The sequence below is a fragment of the Lactobacillus acetotolerans DSM 20749 = JCM 3825 genome, assembly GCF_001436775.1.
Lineage (GTDB): Bacteria > Bacillota > Bacilli > Lactobacillales > Lactobacillaceae > Lactobacillus > Lactobacillus acetotolerans.
This window is the reverse complement of sequence record NZ_AYZC01000019.1, coordinates 11,625-28,342: the sequence shown is the minus strand read 5'-3', so window position 1 is coordinate 28,342 and position 16,718 is coordinate 11,625. Positions and strand designations below refer to the sequence as shown.

The window sequence follows — 16,718 nt, the reverse complement described above, 5'->3', positions numbered from 1 at the left end:
TAAATTTAGACATAGTAAAAGACCTAAAAGTGTCTCACTTTTAGGTCTCACTTCAATAATGTGAATCCTAGGTTTTTTGTTATCTTTATTTTATATCTTCTTGCGCAGCCAAATGATTAATTGGTCCGAATTTAGATCCAACTTCAATTGGATGTGAAATAGCTTCGTAAGTGAAATCTTTAGCTATTTTGACGCTCTCAATGATTGTTTTTCCTTTTGCTAGCTCTGCAGCAATTACGGCAGATAAGGTATCACCAGTGCCATTTACTCGGTCGGTTCTAAAGAACGGTTTGCTAAATTCATAGAATTTGCCATCTTCAGTTAGAAGAATGTCGGTGACGACCTTTTGGTTAACATTATCGTGCCAGCCCTTCATAAGAACATTCTTGGCGCCCATATTTTGCAGCATCTCGGCACCTTTCTTAATTTCTTCCATTGATTCTAACTTAAGTCCGGTAAGTTTCTGCTGCTCATAAAAGTTAGGCGTAATAATATCAGCTAATGGCAATAATTGATCCAAGAAAGTTTGGTATGCGTCATCATCGAGTAAAGTGTCGCCGTGTTTGGTGATAATAACCGGATCGAGGACAATTTTACCCATATCATATTTTCTTAGGTTTTTGGCAACGCAATCAATGACTTTTTTATTGGCCAACATCCCGGTTTTAACGGCCTTTATTTTAAAATCGTCGTTTAAAACATCGAACTGCTTCTGAATAAAATCTAAAGGCATAACTTCCTGTGCATAAATACCGGTAGTATTTCCTGCAACAGCGGCAGTTAAAAGTCCCATCCCATACACACCGCGTGCGTAAAAGGAATGCAGATCAGCTGGCATTCCTGCGCTACCGTCGCTATCGTTACCAGCAATTGTTACAGCAATGGTTTGTTTTTTCATAATCATATTTCCTTTTTTTATTTCTTCTTCTATTATTAAAGTATAACTGATAGCTAAGGTAAATGTCATAAATTAACTTAGAATAATAGTTTTTGATGATGAAACTTTTTCTTAAAAAAGGAAGGAAGAAATCGTGTTAAAAAAATATATCATGGCAATTGATGAGGGTACTACTTCAACCCGGGCAATGATTATCGATCATTGGGGCAAGCAGGTAGCATCTTCACAAAAAGAAATTCCGCAGTACTTTCCTCAACCTGGTTGGGTAGAACATGACGCAGATGAAATCTGGCATGCAGTTCAGACGACCGTTGCAACTACTTTCATTAATTCTGGAATTCAGCCTGATCAAATCGCCGGCATTGGTATTACCAATCAACGGGAGACGACCGTTATTTGGGATAAAAAGACTGATCACCCCATTTGTAATGCAATCGTTTGGCAGTCTAGACAAACTACGGCCTTAGCAGAAAAGCTAAAAAAAGATGGTTACAGTGAAACTATTCGTGAGAAGACCGGTTTAATTATTGACCCGTACTTTTCCGCAACTAAAATTCGCTGGATACTTGACCATGTTGATGGGGCTCAAGAAAAGGCAGAAAAGGGTGAGCTACTTTTTGGCACCGTTGATAGCTGGTTATTATGGAAGTTAACCGATGGCGCAGTTCACGTTACTGATTACACCAATGCCTCAAGAACAATGCTCTACAATATTCATGACTTAAAATGGGATGATGATATACTGCATTTACTTAATATTCCCAAGGCAATGCTGCCCGAGGTCAAATCTAACTCTGAAATTTATGATTATACCAAACCGTATACATTTTTCGGTGGTAAGGTTCCTATTTCGGGGATGGCAGGTGACCAGCAAGCGGCTTTATTTGGCCAGCTTGCCTTAAAACCGGGAATGGTCAAGAACACGTATGGAACCGGCTCCTTTATCGTTATGAATACTGGGAATAAACCAACTAATTCTAACAATAATCTGTTAACTACGATTGCTTATGGTCTCAATGGCAAGGTTAATTATGCATTGGAAGGTTCTGTCTTTGTTTCGGGTAGTGCGATTCAGTGGCTGCGTGATTCAATGAAAATGATTAAAACGGCACCCGAATCTGAAGCTGCCGCACTTAAATCAAAATCAGAAAATGAGGTGTACGTTGTGCCGGCATTTACTGGCCTGGGTGCACCATACTGGGATTCAGAAGCACGTGGGGCCATCTTTGGTGTAACACGTGGAACAAATAACTATGATTTTATCAAAGCAACTTTACAATCTCTTGCCTACCAAACAAAAGACGTTGTTGATACTATGCAGGTTGATTCTGGGATTAAAATCCCTACTTTACGAGTTGACGGTGGTGCTTCTAATAATAATTATTTGATGCAGTTTCAAGCTGATATTTTGGGAACCAGGATTGAGCGGGCTAAAGTAGCCGAAACAACCGGTATGGGGGCCGCTTTCTTGGCTGGTCTTGCCGTCGGTTATTGGAAAAATATTGATGAATTAAAGAATGTTTCTGTTGTTGGTCAAACCTTTGAATCAAAGATGGGTGAACAGGAACGTAAACACTTATATGCTGGGTGGAAACGTGCAGTCAAAGCAACCCAAGTATTTGCTCATGGCGAATAAAATTATCAATGGAATTTATTATGAGATGGTATAATTTAGTTAGTATAAATGCGTTTACATAAAAGAAGGTAAGAAACTTATGGCACATGATCGAATTGTTGCTTTAGACGGTCCACTGAACTTTCGGGATGTTGGTGGTTATAAAAATGACCAAGGTCAAAGCGTAAAGTGGAATAAAATATACCGTTCTGATTCTTTAAGCTCATTATCAAGTAAGGATCGGATCAAATTAATGAAATTAAAAGTTACAGTAGATTGTGATTTGCGTTCATCTTATGAAAAGAGCTCTGCACCAGACGTGCTTTGGCCAAAAGTAAAATACGTTGATGTACCGGTTTATTCTGATGATGCAAGTGAAGATAAAAGTGAGCATAAACTTTATCGCTTTATTCACCATATTCCTGATCTCAAAGATAATTTTATTGGTCAAATCTATCAAAGAACCTTATTAAATTCTCATAGTCAAAAAATGTTTGCTAAGGTTTTTGCAGAATTATTATTGTTACCGGATGATGAAGCGTTGGTTTATCATTGCAGTGCCGGTAAAGACCGAACAGGAATGATTTCTGCTTTAATTTTGATGGCCTTAGGGGTTGATGATGACACAATTGCACGGGATTATATGTTAACCAATAAATTGTATGATTTTGCAGTTTCGCGGCAAATACCGAGTAATGATGAAATTTCTAAAATGGTAGCGAAAATGAACGTAACCAAAGGTGAAGCAACGGCCATTCGCGGAATTACCGAAACTGTTCGTGAAGGTTGGGGTGGCTTCCCACAATTTTTTAAAAAAGAATTGGGCTTCAATCAGAATGATTTAGATAAGTTTCGGCAAATGTATTTAGAATAAGGTGAGATGATGGTAACTTTATCTGATGTTGCGAAAGAGGCTAATGTGTCCAAGATGACGGTTTCGCGGGTAATTAATCATCCGGAGCAGGTGACACAAGAACTGCGTAAATTGGTCGAGCAGGCTATGACGACGCTTGATTATCATCCTAATTATATTGCCCAAGCCTTAGTTAATAACCGTACCAACGTGGTTAAGTTTGTCACGCTAGAAAATATCGATACGACGGAACCGTATTATATGACCCTTTTGTTTGGTTTTGCGCGTGGCTTAGCTAAGAAACAATACGCCTTTCAATTAGTTACTGACCCTAGCAAGATTGAGCAGGGCAATGCGGATGGTTATTTGATTACCGGTGCCCGTTCCAAAGATTACGAGTATTTTGATAAGCTGGATAAACCCTTTGTTTTGTTTGGGGAAAATCATCGTGGTTATGACTTTGTTGATAATGATAATCAGTTGGGTGAAAAAAAAGCTACCAAATATGCTTTGAGCCGCTTGTATAAACACCTTATTTTTATGGGAATCGATGTTAAAGAACCCTTTGAATATTCGCGCGAGGCTGGCTATATCAATACCTTGCAACAGAATCAAATGATTCCGCAAATCTATCGGGTTAGTAATCATAGCCATGAGGCCCAAAAAGTAATTAAAGAGCACTTTAATAGCTTTAAAAAAGATACGTGTTTTATTTGTGCTAGCGACCGGATTGCGGTCGGAGTTGTCCGCCAATTATTAAAAGAAGGTGCCAAGTTACCGGCTGATTTTGGTGTAATTGGCTATGATGGTGTCTTTTTAAACCAGGTATCTAATCCACAGTTAACAACGGTAAAACAACCAATTTTAAAGATGGGTGAATTTCTAGCAGATATGCTTTTACAAAAAATTGAGCAATCAGGTTCCCCACAGGGTGAGATAATGCTGGAGCCAAGCTTGGTTAGAAGGGGAACAACCAGGTAAGGCAAATAAAAATTATTAATTTTAAGCCAGGTCATATTTTATGATTTGGCCTATTTTTATACTAATTATGGGATGCACTTTACCAAATATAGTATAAATAAAGCACAAAAAGTGAGGTTGAAATTATGGCAAATCCAATTTTAGGATATTTAGATAACTAAAGAATTTCAATTAACGAAGTTTCTAAAAAAAGTGGTGTTGCGGTTAGCACACTTGACAATGCTGTTAAGAAGTCGATTGAAAGTTGGTCAATCAGGACTTTGGATGCTTTTGCGCTTGCTTTAAATGAAAAGCCCGGTGATTTATTGAACAAATTGCAACCTAATCCATATACTTTAAATATTAAGGATGGTAAGCAAACCATCCAGGGAGTTTACATCCCCGATAAAGAAATGTACCAGCAGATAAGGTCTGCAGTCGAAGACAACCACCTTGAAGGCTGGAACCCAACTTCTAAAGATGTTAAGTTTCTTTTGAAAAATGCCCTTAATCCCAATCCTAAAGATATGGAAAGAATTGATCGCATTTGGAATGAGGGAAGATGAGTTATTATAAAACATTTGATGATACACTTTTGCCAAATGAAACATTAAAAAATAAGCTGAATATTACAGATGAAAAGATTCTAACAATAAAAAAATATACAACAGCTGCACTTCATGAAGTGGAATTTTTAAAAAGTAAAAAGAAAATTATATCAATCAACGATTTATATAAAATCAATGAAATTTTGTTTGGTACCTTATATTCTTGGGCCAGTAAGAAGAGGACTTATCCTTTAAGAGAGGGTGACCATGACTTCATGGATTTTCGCTCTTTTGGTCAAGCAGAAATATATATAAATAAATTACTGGAATCCGATAATAAAAAGGATGAACTAAGTAACTTGGACTATGCAAAATTGCTGGATTTTATTAATGATATGCATCCCTTTAGAGAAGGAAATGGATCGTACATTTTTGCAGTGCTTAGCAGCTAATCATGAACAGGTAATCGATTATCCAAGAAACAACGATCAATTGATTAAGGCGCAAAATAACGCAAACATTAAGAAAGAGGCACAGTTGATAAGTATTCAGGATACTCCTACCCGTGAAGCGGTTTTTAAAGAATTAGCATTAATGCGCCGAGAAAAGATACAGCATAATAAAGTTTAATTGATTGCTTTAAAATAGAATATTAAATATATGGATAGCTTTGATAAAATATCAGGGCTATTTTTTTAAAATAATTCTTGACTTAGAGTTAACTCTAAGGAATATGCTTAATTCGAATCAAGAGAGGAGCGGAACTATCAAGTGGAGAAAAAATATAAAATTAGTGAATTTGCTCATTTAGTTGGGCTTTCGCCTTACACCTTGCGCTATTACGAGAATGAGAAATTAATTACTCCCCACCGCTATGATAATGGTCAGCGTTACTACACTAACCATGATATTCGTTGGGTAGGCTTTTTACTGCACCTAAAGGGATGCGGTATGAGCATGAACGAAATTAAGGAATATGTAAAATTGCGCAGTCAGGGTGACAGCACTATCCCGCAACGAAAGGCATGGTTGCAGAAGGTTAAGGCAAACAGCTTGTCTAAAATAAAAGAAATGCAATTTCATCTGAAAATTTTATTCCACAAGATTGATTGGTATGATGGCAAACTAAACAATTGTGATTATGGTAGTTTCGCTGAATATTTAGATAGGTTCGAGAAGAAAGGAAAATAAACTATGAGTGTTAAAGGCAAAGTAATTATTATTACTGGAGCTTCTTCTGGTATTGGTGCTGCGAGTGCACAATTATTAGCAAAAAACGGAGCTAAAGTTGTTTTAGCTGCCAGAAATGAAAGCAAACTACAAAAAGTTATGGATAGTATCAATCAAAATGGTGGTCAAGCTATCTATCAAAGAACGATGTAACTAATGCACAAGATTTACAGAATTTAGTTAAATTAGCTCAATCTAAATTTGGTAAGTTAGATGTAATTTTTAACAATGCAGGAATTATGCCTAACTCAGCGATGAGTGCCCTTCATACTAAAGAATGGAACCAGATGATTGATGTTAATATCAAAGGCGTTCTGAATGGTATTGCCGCTGTAATGCCAATCTTTACTAAGCAAAAATCAGGGCAAATTATTACCACTTCTTCTGTAGCTGGAATTAAAAGTTTTGAAAATTCTGGAGTATATGGTGCAACTAAATATGCTGTTAGAAATATTATGAATGTTATTCGTATGGAAAGTGCTAAAGAACAGACAAATATTAGAACCACTACCTTGTATCCAGCTGCAATTGCGACTGATTTATTAAGCACCATTACTGATCAAACAACCAAAGATGGGTTAGATAAATTGTATAAGAATTATGCTATTACTCCAGATGCAGTTGCCAGAGCAGTTAATTTCGCTATAGAGCAACCTGAATCGGTTGATATAGCTGATATTACAATTTATCCAACTAAACAAGAAGTATAAGAAAGGAAAAAATATGAAAAACGAAAATGTTAAAAAAGGGATTATATTTCCCTTAGGTAAAGAAAACGTTGCTTATGCTAAAGACTTTATTGGTAAAAGTTATTTAGAGCCCTTAGTCAATGATCCTAAAGTTAATGTTTCTGTTAGCAACGTTACCTTTGAACCAGGATGTCGGAACAATTGGCATAAGCACCATAACGGTTTTCAAATCTTATTGGTTACTGGTGGTGAAGGCTGGTACCAAGAAGCTGGTAAGCCAGCTCGCTTATTAAAACCCGGTGATGTCGTTGTTACGCATAATGACGTTAAACATTGGCATGGTGCTACTAAGAATAGTTGGTTTTCGCACATTGCAATTACTGCGGGAAAAGCTATTTGGTTAGAGCCGGTAACGGATAAACAATACGAAGAAGTTGCGAAAGGAGCAAATAAATAATGAAGAAACAAACAGCAGGACGCGATAGATTAGGTGACTTTGCACCTAAGTTTGCGCAATTAAATGATGATGTTTTATTTGGAGAGGTTTGGTCACGTGAAAACAAAATGTCTGCACATGATCGTAGCCTAATTACGGTAGCTAGCCTTATGACCCAAGGTGTGCCGCAACTAAAGGATCATATAAAAATTGCTAAGAAAAATGGTGGAATTGATTACTCAATTAGCCTTTTATGCTGGTTGGCCAAAAGCATGGTCAGCCATGAATTATGCAAAAGAAATTTACACAAATAAATAAAAATTAATAGCAGCTTTGATAGATTGTCAAAGCTGCTTTTTTGTACATTGGAAATAATTTTTTATGATTAAATTTTAATTTTTTGCTTATAAGCTAATTTCTCATTTTCGTAATTGAGCATATGCGTATCAAAATTGTCAATTTTGTAAGATAAATAATTTAAAGTTTTTTCTACTTCTCTCTTTTGTTTTAATAACGTGTTTTTTTGTTCGATTAATAAGTTTTTTCTCTTGCTTTTATTAGAAGAAGAACGATATAAATTTACAAATTCACGTAATTTTCCGATTGGCATTCCTGCTTTACGCAAGCATTTAATGTAAAATATCCAATTTAGCTCTTTTTCACTATAAACACGGTAGCCACTTTTATTTTTTGCAACTTTAGGGATCAATTCAGCTGATTCCCAATAACGCAAAGTCGACTTGCTTACCTGCATTTCTTTACTTGCTTCATCAATATTCATAATTAAATATCCTCTAAACTATATTATAATAAATCACTTGCATTAAAGTATACTTTAAGCTGTAAAGTTAAGATAGTTAAATTCTAATAAGGGAGCTATAAATTATGAAATATTTCAAATTAAATGATGGTAATAAAATACCTGCAGCCGGATTTGGTACTTTTCAAATGCAGAATTCAGAGAAATGTGCCCAAGCGGTAACTGATGCCATTAGTATTGGCTATCGTCTAATTGATACAGCTCAATCTTACTATAACGAAAAATCGGTTGGTAAAGGTATTAAAGATTCAAATGTTGATCGTGAAGATTTATTTATCACATCTAAATTATGGTTAACAGATACGGGATATAGTAAAACTAAAAAAGCATTTGAACAAACTTTAACAAATTTAAATTTAGATTATCTTGATTTATATCTTATTCATCAGCCATATGGGGATGTTTTTGGTTCGTGGCGTGCTATGGAAGATTTGCAAAAAGAGGGCAAAGTAAAATCGATTGGAGTTTCTAACTTTTATGATGATCAAATTACTAATCTAGCTCTTTTTAATGATATAAAGCCAGCCGTTAATCAAATTGAAGTTAATCCTTGGTTCCAGCAAAAACAATCAATCGATTACTTGAAGTCTTTTAATGTTCAGCCTGAAGCTTGGGCTGCCTTTGCTGAAGGGAAACATGATATTTTCAACAATCCAACTTTAAAATCAATTGGAGAAAAATATTCTAAGAGTGTTGGTCAAGTTATCTTAAGATGGGAAATTCAACGCAGTATTATTTCTTTAACAAAATCTTTCAATATAAATCATATGAAAGAAAATATTAATATTTTTGATTTTGAACTTAGTGACGACGATTTAAATAAAATATCTACATTGGATAAGAATGAAAGTCAATTCTTTGATCATAGAGATCCGAAAATGATCAAAAATCTTATTAATTTACATTAATATACGTAGGGGATTCAAAGTGAAATATTTATTTATAAATGCAAGTGCTAATCCTGGTGGAACCACAGCAAATTTAGCTGGACAATTACTAAAGGGTAAGGATTATGAAACTTTTAATTTAGCAGATTATCATATTTATCCATTAGGACAAGAAAATACCTCAAATGATCAATTTAATGAACTATGTGGACAAGTACGAAAAGCTGATGTTTTAATTATAGGTACACCTGTTTATTGGTCTTCCATGTCTGCATATATGAAAATAATGATTGATCGGATGACTAATGTTATGGGCGAAAACAATCCATTTTCTGGTAAAAATCTTTATTTAATAATAGATGGTTCAGCACCACAAGATACTATTCCACACGTTAAACACGTTTGGGAACATGTTTCTAGACGATTTAATATGAATTTCAAAAAAACAGTTACTAATGTTTAGAAATTGTAGATTGAAATAAATAGTTAAAAGATTAAATACTTTTAGTGTACTTAATCTTTTTTTTCTAAATTCTATTTCATATATTTAGAATTATTTGAATCGATTAACTTTAACTTATCAATGTTTTATAAAGATAAATTAAGGCTAATTTTTTGTTATTTGGTAAAATAATTGCTTCATTTTGTGATTTCAAATCGTTAGTATTATCAGTAGAAAATAAATTACAGCATAAAAAGGGTGGTCATCATGATCACCCGAGCGCGCAACCATTGTAATAATAAATAGATTAATTAAATATTATTTCTAATTTTGCATGTTTTTATATAATTCAATTTCTTGCAACTTAATTCGGCCATTAGTTAAAGTGGTGAAAGTTATGCCATAAGAATGCTGATTAATCGTGCCAACGTAATAAAGTAGGTTTTGTGATCCCTGATCATCCGAATCCATTTTAACGGTATAGCGGTGAAAACTTTTCAAAGAGTTATAAGTTGCCACATCGGCAGAATATTTCTTCAAATTGCTTTTTTTCTTTATAGAAGTGGTGACTATTTTGCTTAAACTATAATTGTTATAAGTATCTTTTAGGCAAATTATCCTCCAGAAAATAAAAAATAATGTAATGAGTATTGTAAGTATGATAAGTATTTTGGAGATTATTGACGACCAACTTGTTTTCTTAGATTTACGCATTTTATTTTTCCTTTATAAATTTTTTTTGTGATAGCATTTTTAATTAATTGCTTACTACTATTTTTGATAGCGATAACATTGCCTAAACTATTGAAACCGGTTTCGCTTTTCCCTTAAACTTGTCTTTGGAGGAATTTTATTATGACGCATTGGTATGATCATGCAATTATTTATCAGATTTATCCCAAATCTTTCCAAGACAGCAACAATGATGGAATTGGGGATCTAAACGGGATTCGTAAACGAATTCCATACTTACAAAAATTAGGTATTAATACGGTTTGGCTCAATCCTGTCTTTGTTTCACCACAAGTTGATAACGGTTATGATGTTTCAAATTATTTTGCTATTGATCCGCATATGGGGACGATGGAAGATATGGATAGTTTGATTAAAACATTTCACAAAGCCGGGATGCACGTCGTTATGGATTTTGTTTTGAATCATACTTCTGATCAGCATCCTTGGTTTCAAGATGCCATCAAAGATCCTCATAGTATTTACCGTGACTACTATATTTTTGCCGGTAAAAATAATAAACGTCCGAATAATTGGGGCAGCTTCTTTGGCGGCAGTGTTTGGGAACCAGACCCTGCTGGAACAGGCGAGTCATATTTTCACCTGTTTGATAAACGGATGCCCGATTTAAACTGGAAAAATCCTGAGGTACGTCATTCAATGCTAGAAGTGGCTGAATATTGGCTGGCTAAAGGTATCGATGGGCTTAGGCTAGATGCTTTTATTCACATTGCAAAAGCTGATCTGCGGCAAAACTTTCCAACTCAAGATAATAATGACCAACCGGTAGTAGCTGAGCCATTCTTTGCCAACTTACCGCAGGTTCAAGAATGGATGCGGCCATTTTGTGAACAGATTAAGCAGGATTATCCTAATGCGTTACTCTTAGGAGAAGCAGCGAGTGCAAGTGTTAATTTAGCAGTTGATTATACTGCTAAACGAAATCACTTAATGGACAGTGTCATTACCTTTCGCTACTTTACCGAAGATGATAGTCAAACTGATCCGGGCTTTTCTAAGCAGTACCAGCCTAAGAAACTTGATATGACGGCTTTTAAGCAAAACCAGATTGTTTGGCAACAGACCTTAACCGGCATTTCGCAGCCTACCCTTTATTGGAATAACCATGATATGCCACGCTTAGCAACCCGCTTTGCCCAAAATGCCACGCAGGCACGTAGCTTAGCTATGTTAATGTACTTGCAGCGCGGACTGCCGATTATTTATTATGGCGAAGAATTAGGCTTAAAGAATCTTGAATTTTCTGATACCGAGCAATTTAAAGATGAGACGGTTGCTGACTTTGTTCAAAGTGCAGAAAAGGCCGGTAAAAGTAAACAAGATGCCTTGAAGATGGCTAGTTTAACTCATAAATTGCCAGCTCGTGGCCCAATGCCTTGGAATAGCGCAAAGGGGAACGGTTTTACAACTGCTGTTCCTTGGATCGCGGGTAAGAAAGTTGATCAGGCCAATGTTTTAGATGAAGTTAATGATCGAACCAGTATGTTCAACTTTTATAAGAAATTAATCGCCTTGAAAAAGACAAATTTATTTCAAAAAGGGAGCTATTATTTACTTGCAACTGATAAAAATAGCTATGTCTATGAGCGTGACTTAGCTACTGGAAGTGCAATTGTGGCGGTATCACTCAGCCCAGAAAAGACTAGTGTTAAAATTCCCAAGGAATACACTGCAGAAAAATTAGCGGCGGGTGAATATCAATTAACAAATGGGAAATTAACCTTGATGCCATATGCTGGTGTCGTATTAACTAGAAAGTAAGGGAAGATAAAATGCAATTAGCTGCACTTAGACACAGAACTGAAAGTGAAGATTGTTTTGTTATTAGCCCACATCATGTTCGGGTAAGATTTCATACAGCCAAGAATGATGTGAAAAAAGTTATTGCGCATTATACGGATAACTATATGTCGACTTCTACCGATAAAACAATTAAGTTAGAAAAAGTTGGCGAAGGCCAGGTAGAAGATCATTGGGCGGCAACACTTCGCGCCCCGTATCGCCGGATTAAATATACCTTTGAAGTTATTGGTGAAGACGGTTCCCATAAAATTGTTGGTGACCGGGGAGTCTATGATTTTAATGAAAAAAACCTGGCGTCAGATGGGAGCTACTTTAAGGTACCATATTTCCATAAGATTGATATGGATGTAACTCCTGACTGGGTAAAACACACCGTTTGGTACCAAATCTTTCCGGAACGTTTTGCTAACGGTGATAAAAGTAACGACCCTAAGGGAACAAAGCTGTGGAATCCTAACGATCATCCTGGCCGTGAAGACTACTATGGTGGAGATCTGCAGGGTGTGCTCGATCATTTAGACTACTTGCAAGAATTAGGTGTAAACGGGCTTTATTTCTGCCCGGTATTTAAAGCCAGTTCTAACCATAAATACGATACAATCGATTATTTACAAATTGATCCTGACTTTGGTGATAAAGCCTTGTTTGCAAAGGTTGTTAATGAGGCGCATAAGCGGGGGATGAAGGTCATGCTGGACGCAGTTTTTAACCACTTAGGCGACCAATCGATGCAGTGGCAAGACGTAGTTAGAAACGGTAAGAAATCCCGCTTTGCCAAGTGGTTTCATATTAAACATTTCCCAGTAACCACATTTAATGATCCAACTAAGGGTGAAGGCGATCCAGCCTACGAAACTTTTGCATTTGAAAAGCATATGCCTAAGCTTGATACGGCTAACCCAGAAGTGCAAGACTTCTTACTGGAAATTGCTACTTACTGGGTCAAGTATTTTGATATCGATGCCTGGCGCTTAGATGTTGCTAACGAAGTTGACCATCATTTCTGGCGCAGATTTCATGATGCCGTTACCGCAATTAAACCTGACTTTTATATTGTTGGTGAAATTTGGCATAATGCCCGTCCGTGGCTTAATGGTGACGAGTTTACCGGGGTAATGAACTATCCTTATACCTTACAGATTGAGGAACATTTCTTTCAGAAGACCCAGACCGCTAAAGAATTGACGGAACATTTGACCGATCAATTAATGATGTACCGGGATATGAATAACCAGGCCATGCTTGATATGCTAGATTCACATGATACAGCCCGTTTACTTACGGTCGCTCACGGTGATAAAAAATTGGCATTGCAAGCTTTAACCTTTATGTTTGTTCAAACTGGCAGTCCGTGTATTTATTATGGTACCGAGATGGGAATGACCGGTAGTGAAGATCCCGATTGCCGTAAGCCAATGGATTGGAGCAAGAAGGATAGTCCTATTTGGAAGAAGGTTCATGCTTTAATTGAATTTAGGTTGAAGTATGCCACTACCTTAGGCAAAGGAAAGATTAAATTGACCACTACCCCAGAAGGCTTAATTAAGGTTGAGCGTCAAGGACAAGATCAAATTACGGCTTACTTTAATACTACGAGCCACAGCGTAAAAGTGGATACGCAAAGTAATTTGAGTCAAAACTATGAAAATGGCCAATTAAAGGCTAAGGGTTTTGTGATCACAGTTAAACACTAAAATCTAAGCTAATATTGAATTTAAAGAAGCTAGCATAAGCTAGCTTCTTTTTTGGTTAATTCTGATACCGTTAACAGTTGATTTACTATTGTAAAGCGATTTCAAGCCGGGCATAATGTAAGCGTAAACAAAGGACACCTCACAAAAGTGGGAGAGAAATAAATGAAACGAATTTTTGAAATTGACCCTTGGAAGGTCACGACTCATAAATTTTCAACAGAAGATAAACGATTACAAGAAAGTTTGACTGCGATCGGCAATGACTATATGGGCATGCGTGGTAACTTTGAAGAAGGTTACTCAGGCGATAGCTTGCAAGGCACCTATTTAGCTGGTGTTTGGTTTCCTGATAAAACCCGGGTTGGCTGGTGGAAGAACGGATATCCTGAATACTTTGGCAAAAGCTTGAATGCACCAAGTTTTATCGGCATTGGCATCACAATCAATGGTGAAAAACTTGATTTAGCCAAAGTTAACTTTAGCGATTTTACTTTTTCATTAGACATGCACCAAGGACTTCTCTCAAGAAGCTTTATTTATGAAGGAAAGGGCGTCAAAGTGAAATTTGAATTTGAACGTTTTCTTCATATTACTTTGAAAGAGGCAGCATTGATTCAAGTCAAAATAACGGTTCTTTCTGGTAACGCCAAAATTGATTTTGATTCAACCCTTGATGGTACGGTTGTTAATGAAGACAGTAACTACGATGAACATTTTTGGATATCTCGTGGTGAAAATGCAGCTGCTCGGACAATCAAAGTTGAAACAAAGGCTAATCCTTATAAGGTTCCGCGCTTTACGGTTCTTTTAAAGGAAAGCCTGCGCCATAACGGTCAAATCATTCGGGGTGATGTAACTACTGATAAGGCAAAATTAAGTGAAAAGTTTTCAGTTAACTTGCATGAAGGCGAAAGCTACGACCTTGAAAAAGACGTCATCGTGGTAACAAGCCGTGACGTTAAGCCAGATGAGCAGGACGAAAAAGCCGCTGCTTTAATGAAGAAATTACAGGCTAAGAGTTTTGCGGAAAACTTGGCTGATCATACGGCAGTTTGGCAAAAGCGTTGGGACAAGAGTGACGTTGTGATTGCTGGGGATGCTGCGGCACAACAAGGCATCCGCTTTAACATTTTGCAGCTGTTTATGACTTACTACGGTGAAGATAAGCGCTTAAACATTGGTCCTAAAGGCTTTACCGGAGAAAAGTATGGCGGTGCCACTTATTGGGACACCGAAGCTTACATCATTCCGATGTACTTGTGTGTGACTAAGCCCAAGGTTACGCGGGCATTGCTTCAGTACCGGCACGATCAATTGCCGGGTGCTTATCACAATGCCAAACAGCAAGGACTTAAAGGTGCGCTGTTCCCGATGGTTACCTTTAACGGAATTGAATGCCACAATGAGTGGGAAATCACCTTTGAAGAGATTCATAGGAATGCAGATATCCCGTTTGCGATTTACCAGTACACAAATTATACCGGTGATGATTCCTACGTTAAAAACGACGGCATGGATGTTTTAGTTGCCACCTCAAGGTTCTGGGCCGATCGGGTACACTTCTCTAAGTGGCGTAACAAATATGTTATCCACGGTGTTACCGGCCCAAATGAATACGAAAATAACGTTAATAACAACTGGTTTACTAATACGATGGCCAGATGGCTTCTCCAATACACATTAGAGAGGCTGCCAAAGGCAAGTAAAGAAGCCCAAGCAAGGATTAACGTTAGTGATAAAGAAAAAGCCAAGTGGCAGGATATAGTTGACAATATCTATTTACCAGAAGATAAAAAGTTAGGGATTTTCTTACAGCAAGATGATTTCTTGGATAAAGATATTCGTCCGGCTAGCTCAATTCCAAAAGACCAACGGCCGATTAATCAGCATTGGTCATGGGATAGGATCTTGCGGTCACCATTTATCAAGCAGGCAGACGTTCTGCAAGGAATTTACTTCTTAAATGACCGTTACACTAAGGAAGAAAAAGAACGAAACTTTGACTTTTATGAGCCATTAACGGTGCACGAAAGTTCACTATCATCGTGTATTCATTCAATCCTTGCATCTGAATTAGGCAAGAAAAAACAAGCGGTTAACTTCTATGAAAGAACTGCCCGCCTTGACCTTGATAATTACAATAATGATACGGTTGACGGCTTACATATAACGTCAATGAGCGGTTCCTGGTTAGCGATTGTTCAAGGCTTTGCAGGGATGCGTTATGACCACAACCAATTGAGATTTAACCCATTTGTCCCTGATAGTTGGGACCATTACAGTTTTAAGATTAACTACCGTGGCCGCCTAATTAAGGGTTATGCGGATCACAAAGAAATTAAGTTGACCTTAATTAAAGGAGAAAAGCTTATGGTTACGGTTAAAGATAAGAAACTTGAACTTAAAGAAGGTGAAACAACATGCTTAAAGGATTAATTTTTGATTTAGATGGGGTTTTAACTAATTCAGCCCGTTTTCACTTAACGGCCTGGAATAATTTAGCTAAGGAACTCGGAATCAACTTAACTTCTGAACAACTTGACTCCCTTCGTGGTATTTCCAGAATGGATTCATTAAATCTTATTTTGAAATATGGTGGTCAAGAAAATAAATATTCTGAAAAAGAAAAGGAACAATTTGCTGCCGAAAAGAATGAAAAATTCTTGGAATTGGTTGATTCGATGACACCAAAGGATATCTTGCCAGGAATTCCTGAATTATTGGCAGATGCCAAAAAGCAGAATTTAAAGATGGATATTGCTTCCGCTTCAAAGAATGCTCCTAGAATTTTGAAAAAGTTAGGTATCATGGATGAATTTGATGGCATTGTTGATCCTAATACTCTTCATCACGGTAAACCAGATCCTGAAATTTACGAAAAGGCTCAAGAACTTTTAGGCTTTAAGACTGATGAAGTAATTAGTTTTGAAGATGCTGCTGCTGGAGTTCAATCAATTAAAGCTGCTGGGCAATTTGCTGTAGGTATCGGTGATAAAAATGTGCTGAAAGGTGCGGATTACGTAGTGCCGACTACAGCTGATTTGAAATTAAGTAAGATTGAACAAGTTTTCAATCAAAAGTAATGAAGAA

The 16,718-nt window shown here is 36.7% G+C and carries 17 protein-coding genes and 2 pseudogenes; 16 read left to right on the top strand and 3 right to left on the bottom strand.

Translation table 11 applies throughout. The features are described from left to right. Positions 1-85 precede the first annotated feature (85 nt). The gene (gene thiD, locus FC77_RS04185; protein ID WP_373290568.1) at positions 86-898 is read right to left on the bottom strand and encodes a bifunctional hydroxymethylpyrimidine kinase/phosphomethylpyrimidine kinase; all 813 of its coding nucleotides are present in this window, start codon (positions 896-898) and stop codon (positions 86-88) included. A gap of 133 nt (positions 899-1,031) precedes the next feature. Between thiD and glpK the strand changes: the two genes are divergently transcribed. From glpK to FC77_RS04140, 10 genes and pseudogenes are all read left to right on the top strand, one after another. Further along, the gene (glpK, locus tag FC77_RS04180; protein WP_056970252.1) at positions 1,032-2,534 is read left to right on the top strand and encodes a glycerol kinase GlpK; all 1,503 of its coding nucleotides are present in this window, start codon (positions 1,032-1,034) and stop codon (positions 2,532-2,534) included. A gap of 79 nt (positions 2,535-2,613) precedes the next feature. Continuing rightward, the gene (locus FC77_RS04175; protein ID WP_056970251.1) at positions 2,614-3,387 is read left to right on the top strand and encodes a tyrosine-protein phosphatase; all 774 of its coding nucleotides are present in this window, start codon (positions 2,614-2,616) and stop codon (positions 3,385-3,387) included. Positions 3,388-3,396: 9 nt separating this feature from the next. Continuing rightward, entirely contained in the window at positions 3,397-4,347 is a 951-nt protein-coding gene (locus tag FC77_RS04170; protein ID WP_056970250.1) for a LacI family DNA-binding transcriptional regulator, read from the top strand. Positions 4,348-4,511: 164 nt separating this feature from the next. Beyond that, complete coding sequence (locus tag FC77_RS07860; RefSeq protein ID WP_082621119.1) at positions 4,512-4,892, top strand: helix-turn-helix domain-containing protein; 381 nt, start codon at positions 4,512-4,514, stop codon at positions 4,890-4,892. Further along, on the top strand, positions 4,889-5,326 hold the full coding sequence (locus FC77_RS04160) for a Fic family protein (protein ID WP_225723707.1): 438 nt from the start codon (positions 4,889-4,891) through the stop codon (positions 5,324-5,326). Before FC77_RS07860 ends, FC77_RS04160 begins: the two co-directional genes overlap by 4 nt. Then, complete coding sequence (locus FC77_RS08255; protein WP_225723706.1) at positions 5,292-5,504, top strand: hypothetical protein; 213 nt, start codon at positions 5,292-5,294, stop codon at positions 5,502-5,504. Before FC77_RS04160 ends, FC77_RS08255 begins: the two co-directional genes overlap by 35 nt. 141 nt (positions 5,505-5,645) lie before the next feature. Next, on the top strand, positions 5,646-6,065 hold the full coding sequence (locus FC77_RS04155; protein ID WP_056970249.1) for a MerR family transcriptional regulator: 420 nt from the start codon (positions 5,646-5,648) through the stop codon (positions 6,063-6,065). 3 nt (positions 6,066-6,068) lie between these two features. Next, positions 6,069-6,814, top strand: a pseudogene (locus FC77_RS04150) (SDR family oxidoreductase). Between the two features lie 13 nt (positions 6,815-6,827). Beyond that, positions 6,828-7,250 (top strand): cupin domain-containing protein, encoded by a 423-nt coding sequence (locus tag FC77_RS04145; RefSeq protein WP_056970248.1) that lies wholly within the window; start codon positions 6,828-6,830, stop codon positions 7,248-7,250. Then, positions 7,250-7,547: pseudogene (locus tag FC77_RS04140) on the top strand (carboxymuconolactone decarboxylase family protein). Before FC77_RS04145 ends, FC77_RS04140 begins: the two are co-directional and overlap by 1 nt. Before the next feature lie 67 nt (positions 7,548-7,614). Here FC77_RS04140 and FC77_RS04135 read toward each other — a convergent pair. Next, positions 7,615-8,010, bottom strand: coding sequence for a MerR family transcriptional regulator (locus tag FC77_RS04135; protein ID WP_056970247.1), 396 nt, complete (start codon positions 8,008-8,010; stop codon positions 7,615-7,617). 104 nt (positions 8,011-8,114) lie between these two features. On the opposite strand from FC77_RS04135, the gene FC77_RS04130 reads away from it, so the two are divergent. Together FC77_RS04130 and FC77_RS04125 are read left to right on the top strand one after the other, a co-directional pair. After that, positions 8,115-8,957 (top strand): aldo/keto reductase, encoded by an 843-nt coding sequence (locus tag FC77_RS04130; RefSeq protein WP_056970246.1) that lies wholly within the window; start codon positions 8,115-8,117, stop codon positions 8,955-8,957. Positions 8,958-8,976: 19 nt separating this feature from the next. Further along, entirely contained in the window at positions 8,977-9,399 is a 423-nt protein-coding gene (locus FC77_RS04125; protein ID WP_056970245.1) for a flavodoxin family protein, read from the top strand. A 303-nt stretch (positions 9,400-9,702) separates the two neighbouring features. Here FC77_RS04125 and FC77_RS04120 read toward each other — a convergent pair whose 3' ends face one another. Beyond that, positions 9,703-9,918: a hypothetical protein gene (locus FC77_RS04120; protein ID WP_054681740.1), complete on the bottom strand. Its 216-nt coding sequence runs from the start codon at positions 9,916-9,918 to the stop codon at positions 9,703-9,705. Positions 9,919-10,233: 315 nt separating this feature from the next. Here FC77_RS04120 and FC77_RS04115 point away from each other — a divergent pair, with 315 nt between their 5' ends. The 4 genes from FC77_RS04115 (at position 10,234) to pgmB (ending at position 16,711) form a co-directional block, all read left to right on the top strand. After that, positions 10,234-11,892 carry an alpha-glucosidase gene (locus tag FC77_RS04115; RefSeq protein WP_056970244.1) on the top strand — a complete coding sequence of 553 codons (1,659 nt, stop codon included), beginning with the start codon at positions 10,234-10,236 and terminating at the stop codon, positions 11,890-11,892. Between the two features lie 11 nt (positions 11,893-11,903). Continuing rightward, entirely contained in the window at positions 11,904-13,628 is a 1,725-nt protein-coding gene (locus FC77_RS04110) for a glycoside hydrolase family 13 protein (protein ID WP_056970243.1), read from the top strand. Positions 13,629-13,790: 162 nt separating this feature from the next. Beyond that, the gene (locus FC77_RS04105) at positions 13,791-16,064 is read left to right on the top strand and encodes a glycoside hydrolase family 65 protein (RefSeq protein WP_056970242.1); all 2,274 of its coding nucleotides are present in this window, start codon (positions 13,791-13,793) and stop codon (positions 16,062-16,064) included. Further along, positions 16,049-16,711 (top strand): beta-phosphoglucomutase, encoded by a 663-nt coding sequence (gene pgmB / locus FC77_RS04100; protein ID WP_054681742.1) that lies wholly within the window; start codon positions 16,049-16,051, stop codon positions 16,709-16,711. The genes FC77_RS04105 and pgmB overlap by 16 nt, the downstream gene beginning before the upstream one ends. The last annotated feature ends 7 nt before the right edge of the window (positions 16,712-16,718 follow it).

What these genes read in the sequence shown, in the direction of transcription:
- thiD (WP_373290568.1), bottom strand. Translation starts at nt 898, where the DNA reads ATGAAAAAACAAACCATTGCTGTAACAATTGCTGGTAACGATAGCGAC.
- FC77_RS04175 (WP_056970251.1), top strand. Translation starts at nt 2,614, where the DNA reads ATGGCACATGATCGAATTGTTGCTTTAGACGGTCCACTGAACTTTCGG.
- FC77_RS04170 (WP_056970250.1), top strand. Translation starts at nt 3,397, where the DNA reads ATGGTAACTTTATCTGATGTTGCGAAAGAGGCTAATGTGTCCAAGATG.
- FC77_RS04160 (WP_225723707.1), top strand. Translation starts at nt 4,889, where the DNA reads ATGAGTTATTATAAAACATTTGATGATACACTTTTGCCAAATGAAACA.
- FC77_RS08255 (WP_225723706.1), top strand. Translation starts at nt 5,292, where the DNA reads ATGGATCGTACATTTTTGCAGTGCTTAGCAGCTAATCATGAACAGGTA.
- FC77_RS04145 (WP_056970248.1), top strand. Translation starts at nt 6,828, where the DNA reads ATGAAAAACGAAAATGTTAAAAAAGGGATTATATTTCCCTTAGGTAAA.
- FC77_RS04135 (WP_056970247.1), bottom strand. Translation starts at nt 8,010, where the DNA reads ATGAATATTGATGAAGCAAGTAAAGAAATGCAGGTAAGCAAGTCGACT.
- FC77_RS04130 (WP_056970246.1), top strand. Translation starts at nt 8,115, where the DNA reads ATGAAATATTTCAAATTAAATGATGGTAATAAAATACCTGCAGCCGGA.
- FC77_RS04115 (WP_056970244.1), top strand. Translation starts at nt 10,234, where the DNA reads ATGACGCATTGGTATGATCATGCAATTATTTATCAGATTTATCCCAAA.
- FC77_RS04110 (WP_056970243.1), top strand. Translation starts at nt 11,904, where the DNA reads ATGCAATTAGCTGCACTTAGACACAGAACTGAAAGTGAAGATTGTTTT.
- FC77_RS04105 (WP_056970242.1), top strand. Translation starts at nt 13,791, where the DNA reads ATGAAACGAATTTTTGAAATTGACCCTTGGAAGGTCACGACTCATAAA.
- pgmB (WP_054681742.1), top strand. Translation starts at nt 16,049, where the DNA reads ATGCTTAAAGGATTAATTTTTGATTTAGATGGGGTTTTAACTAATTCA.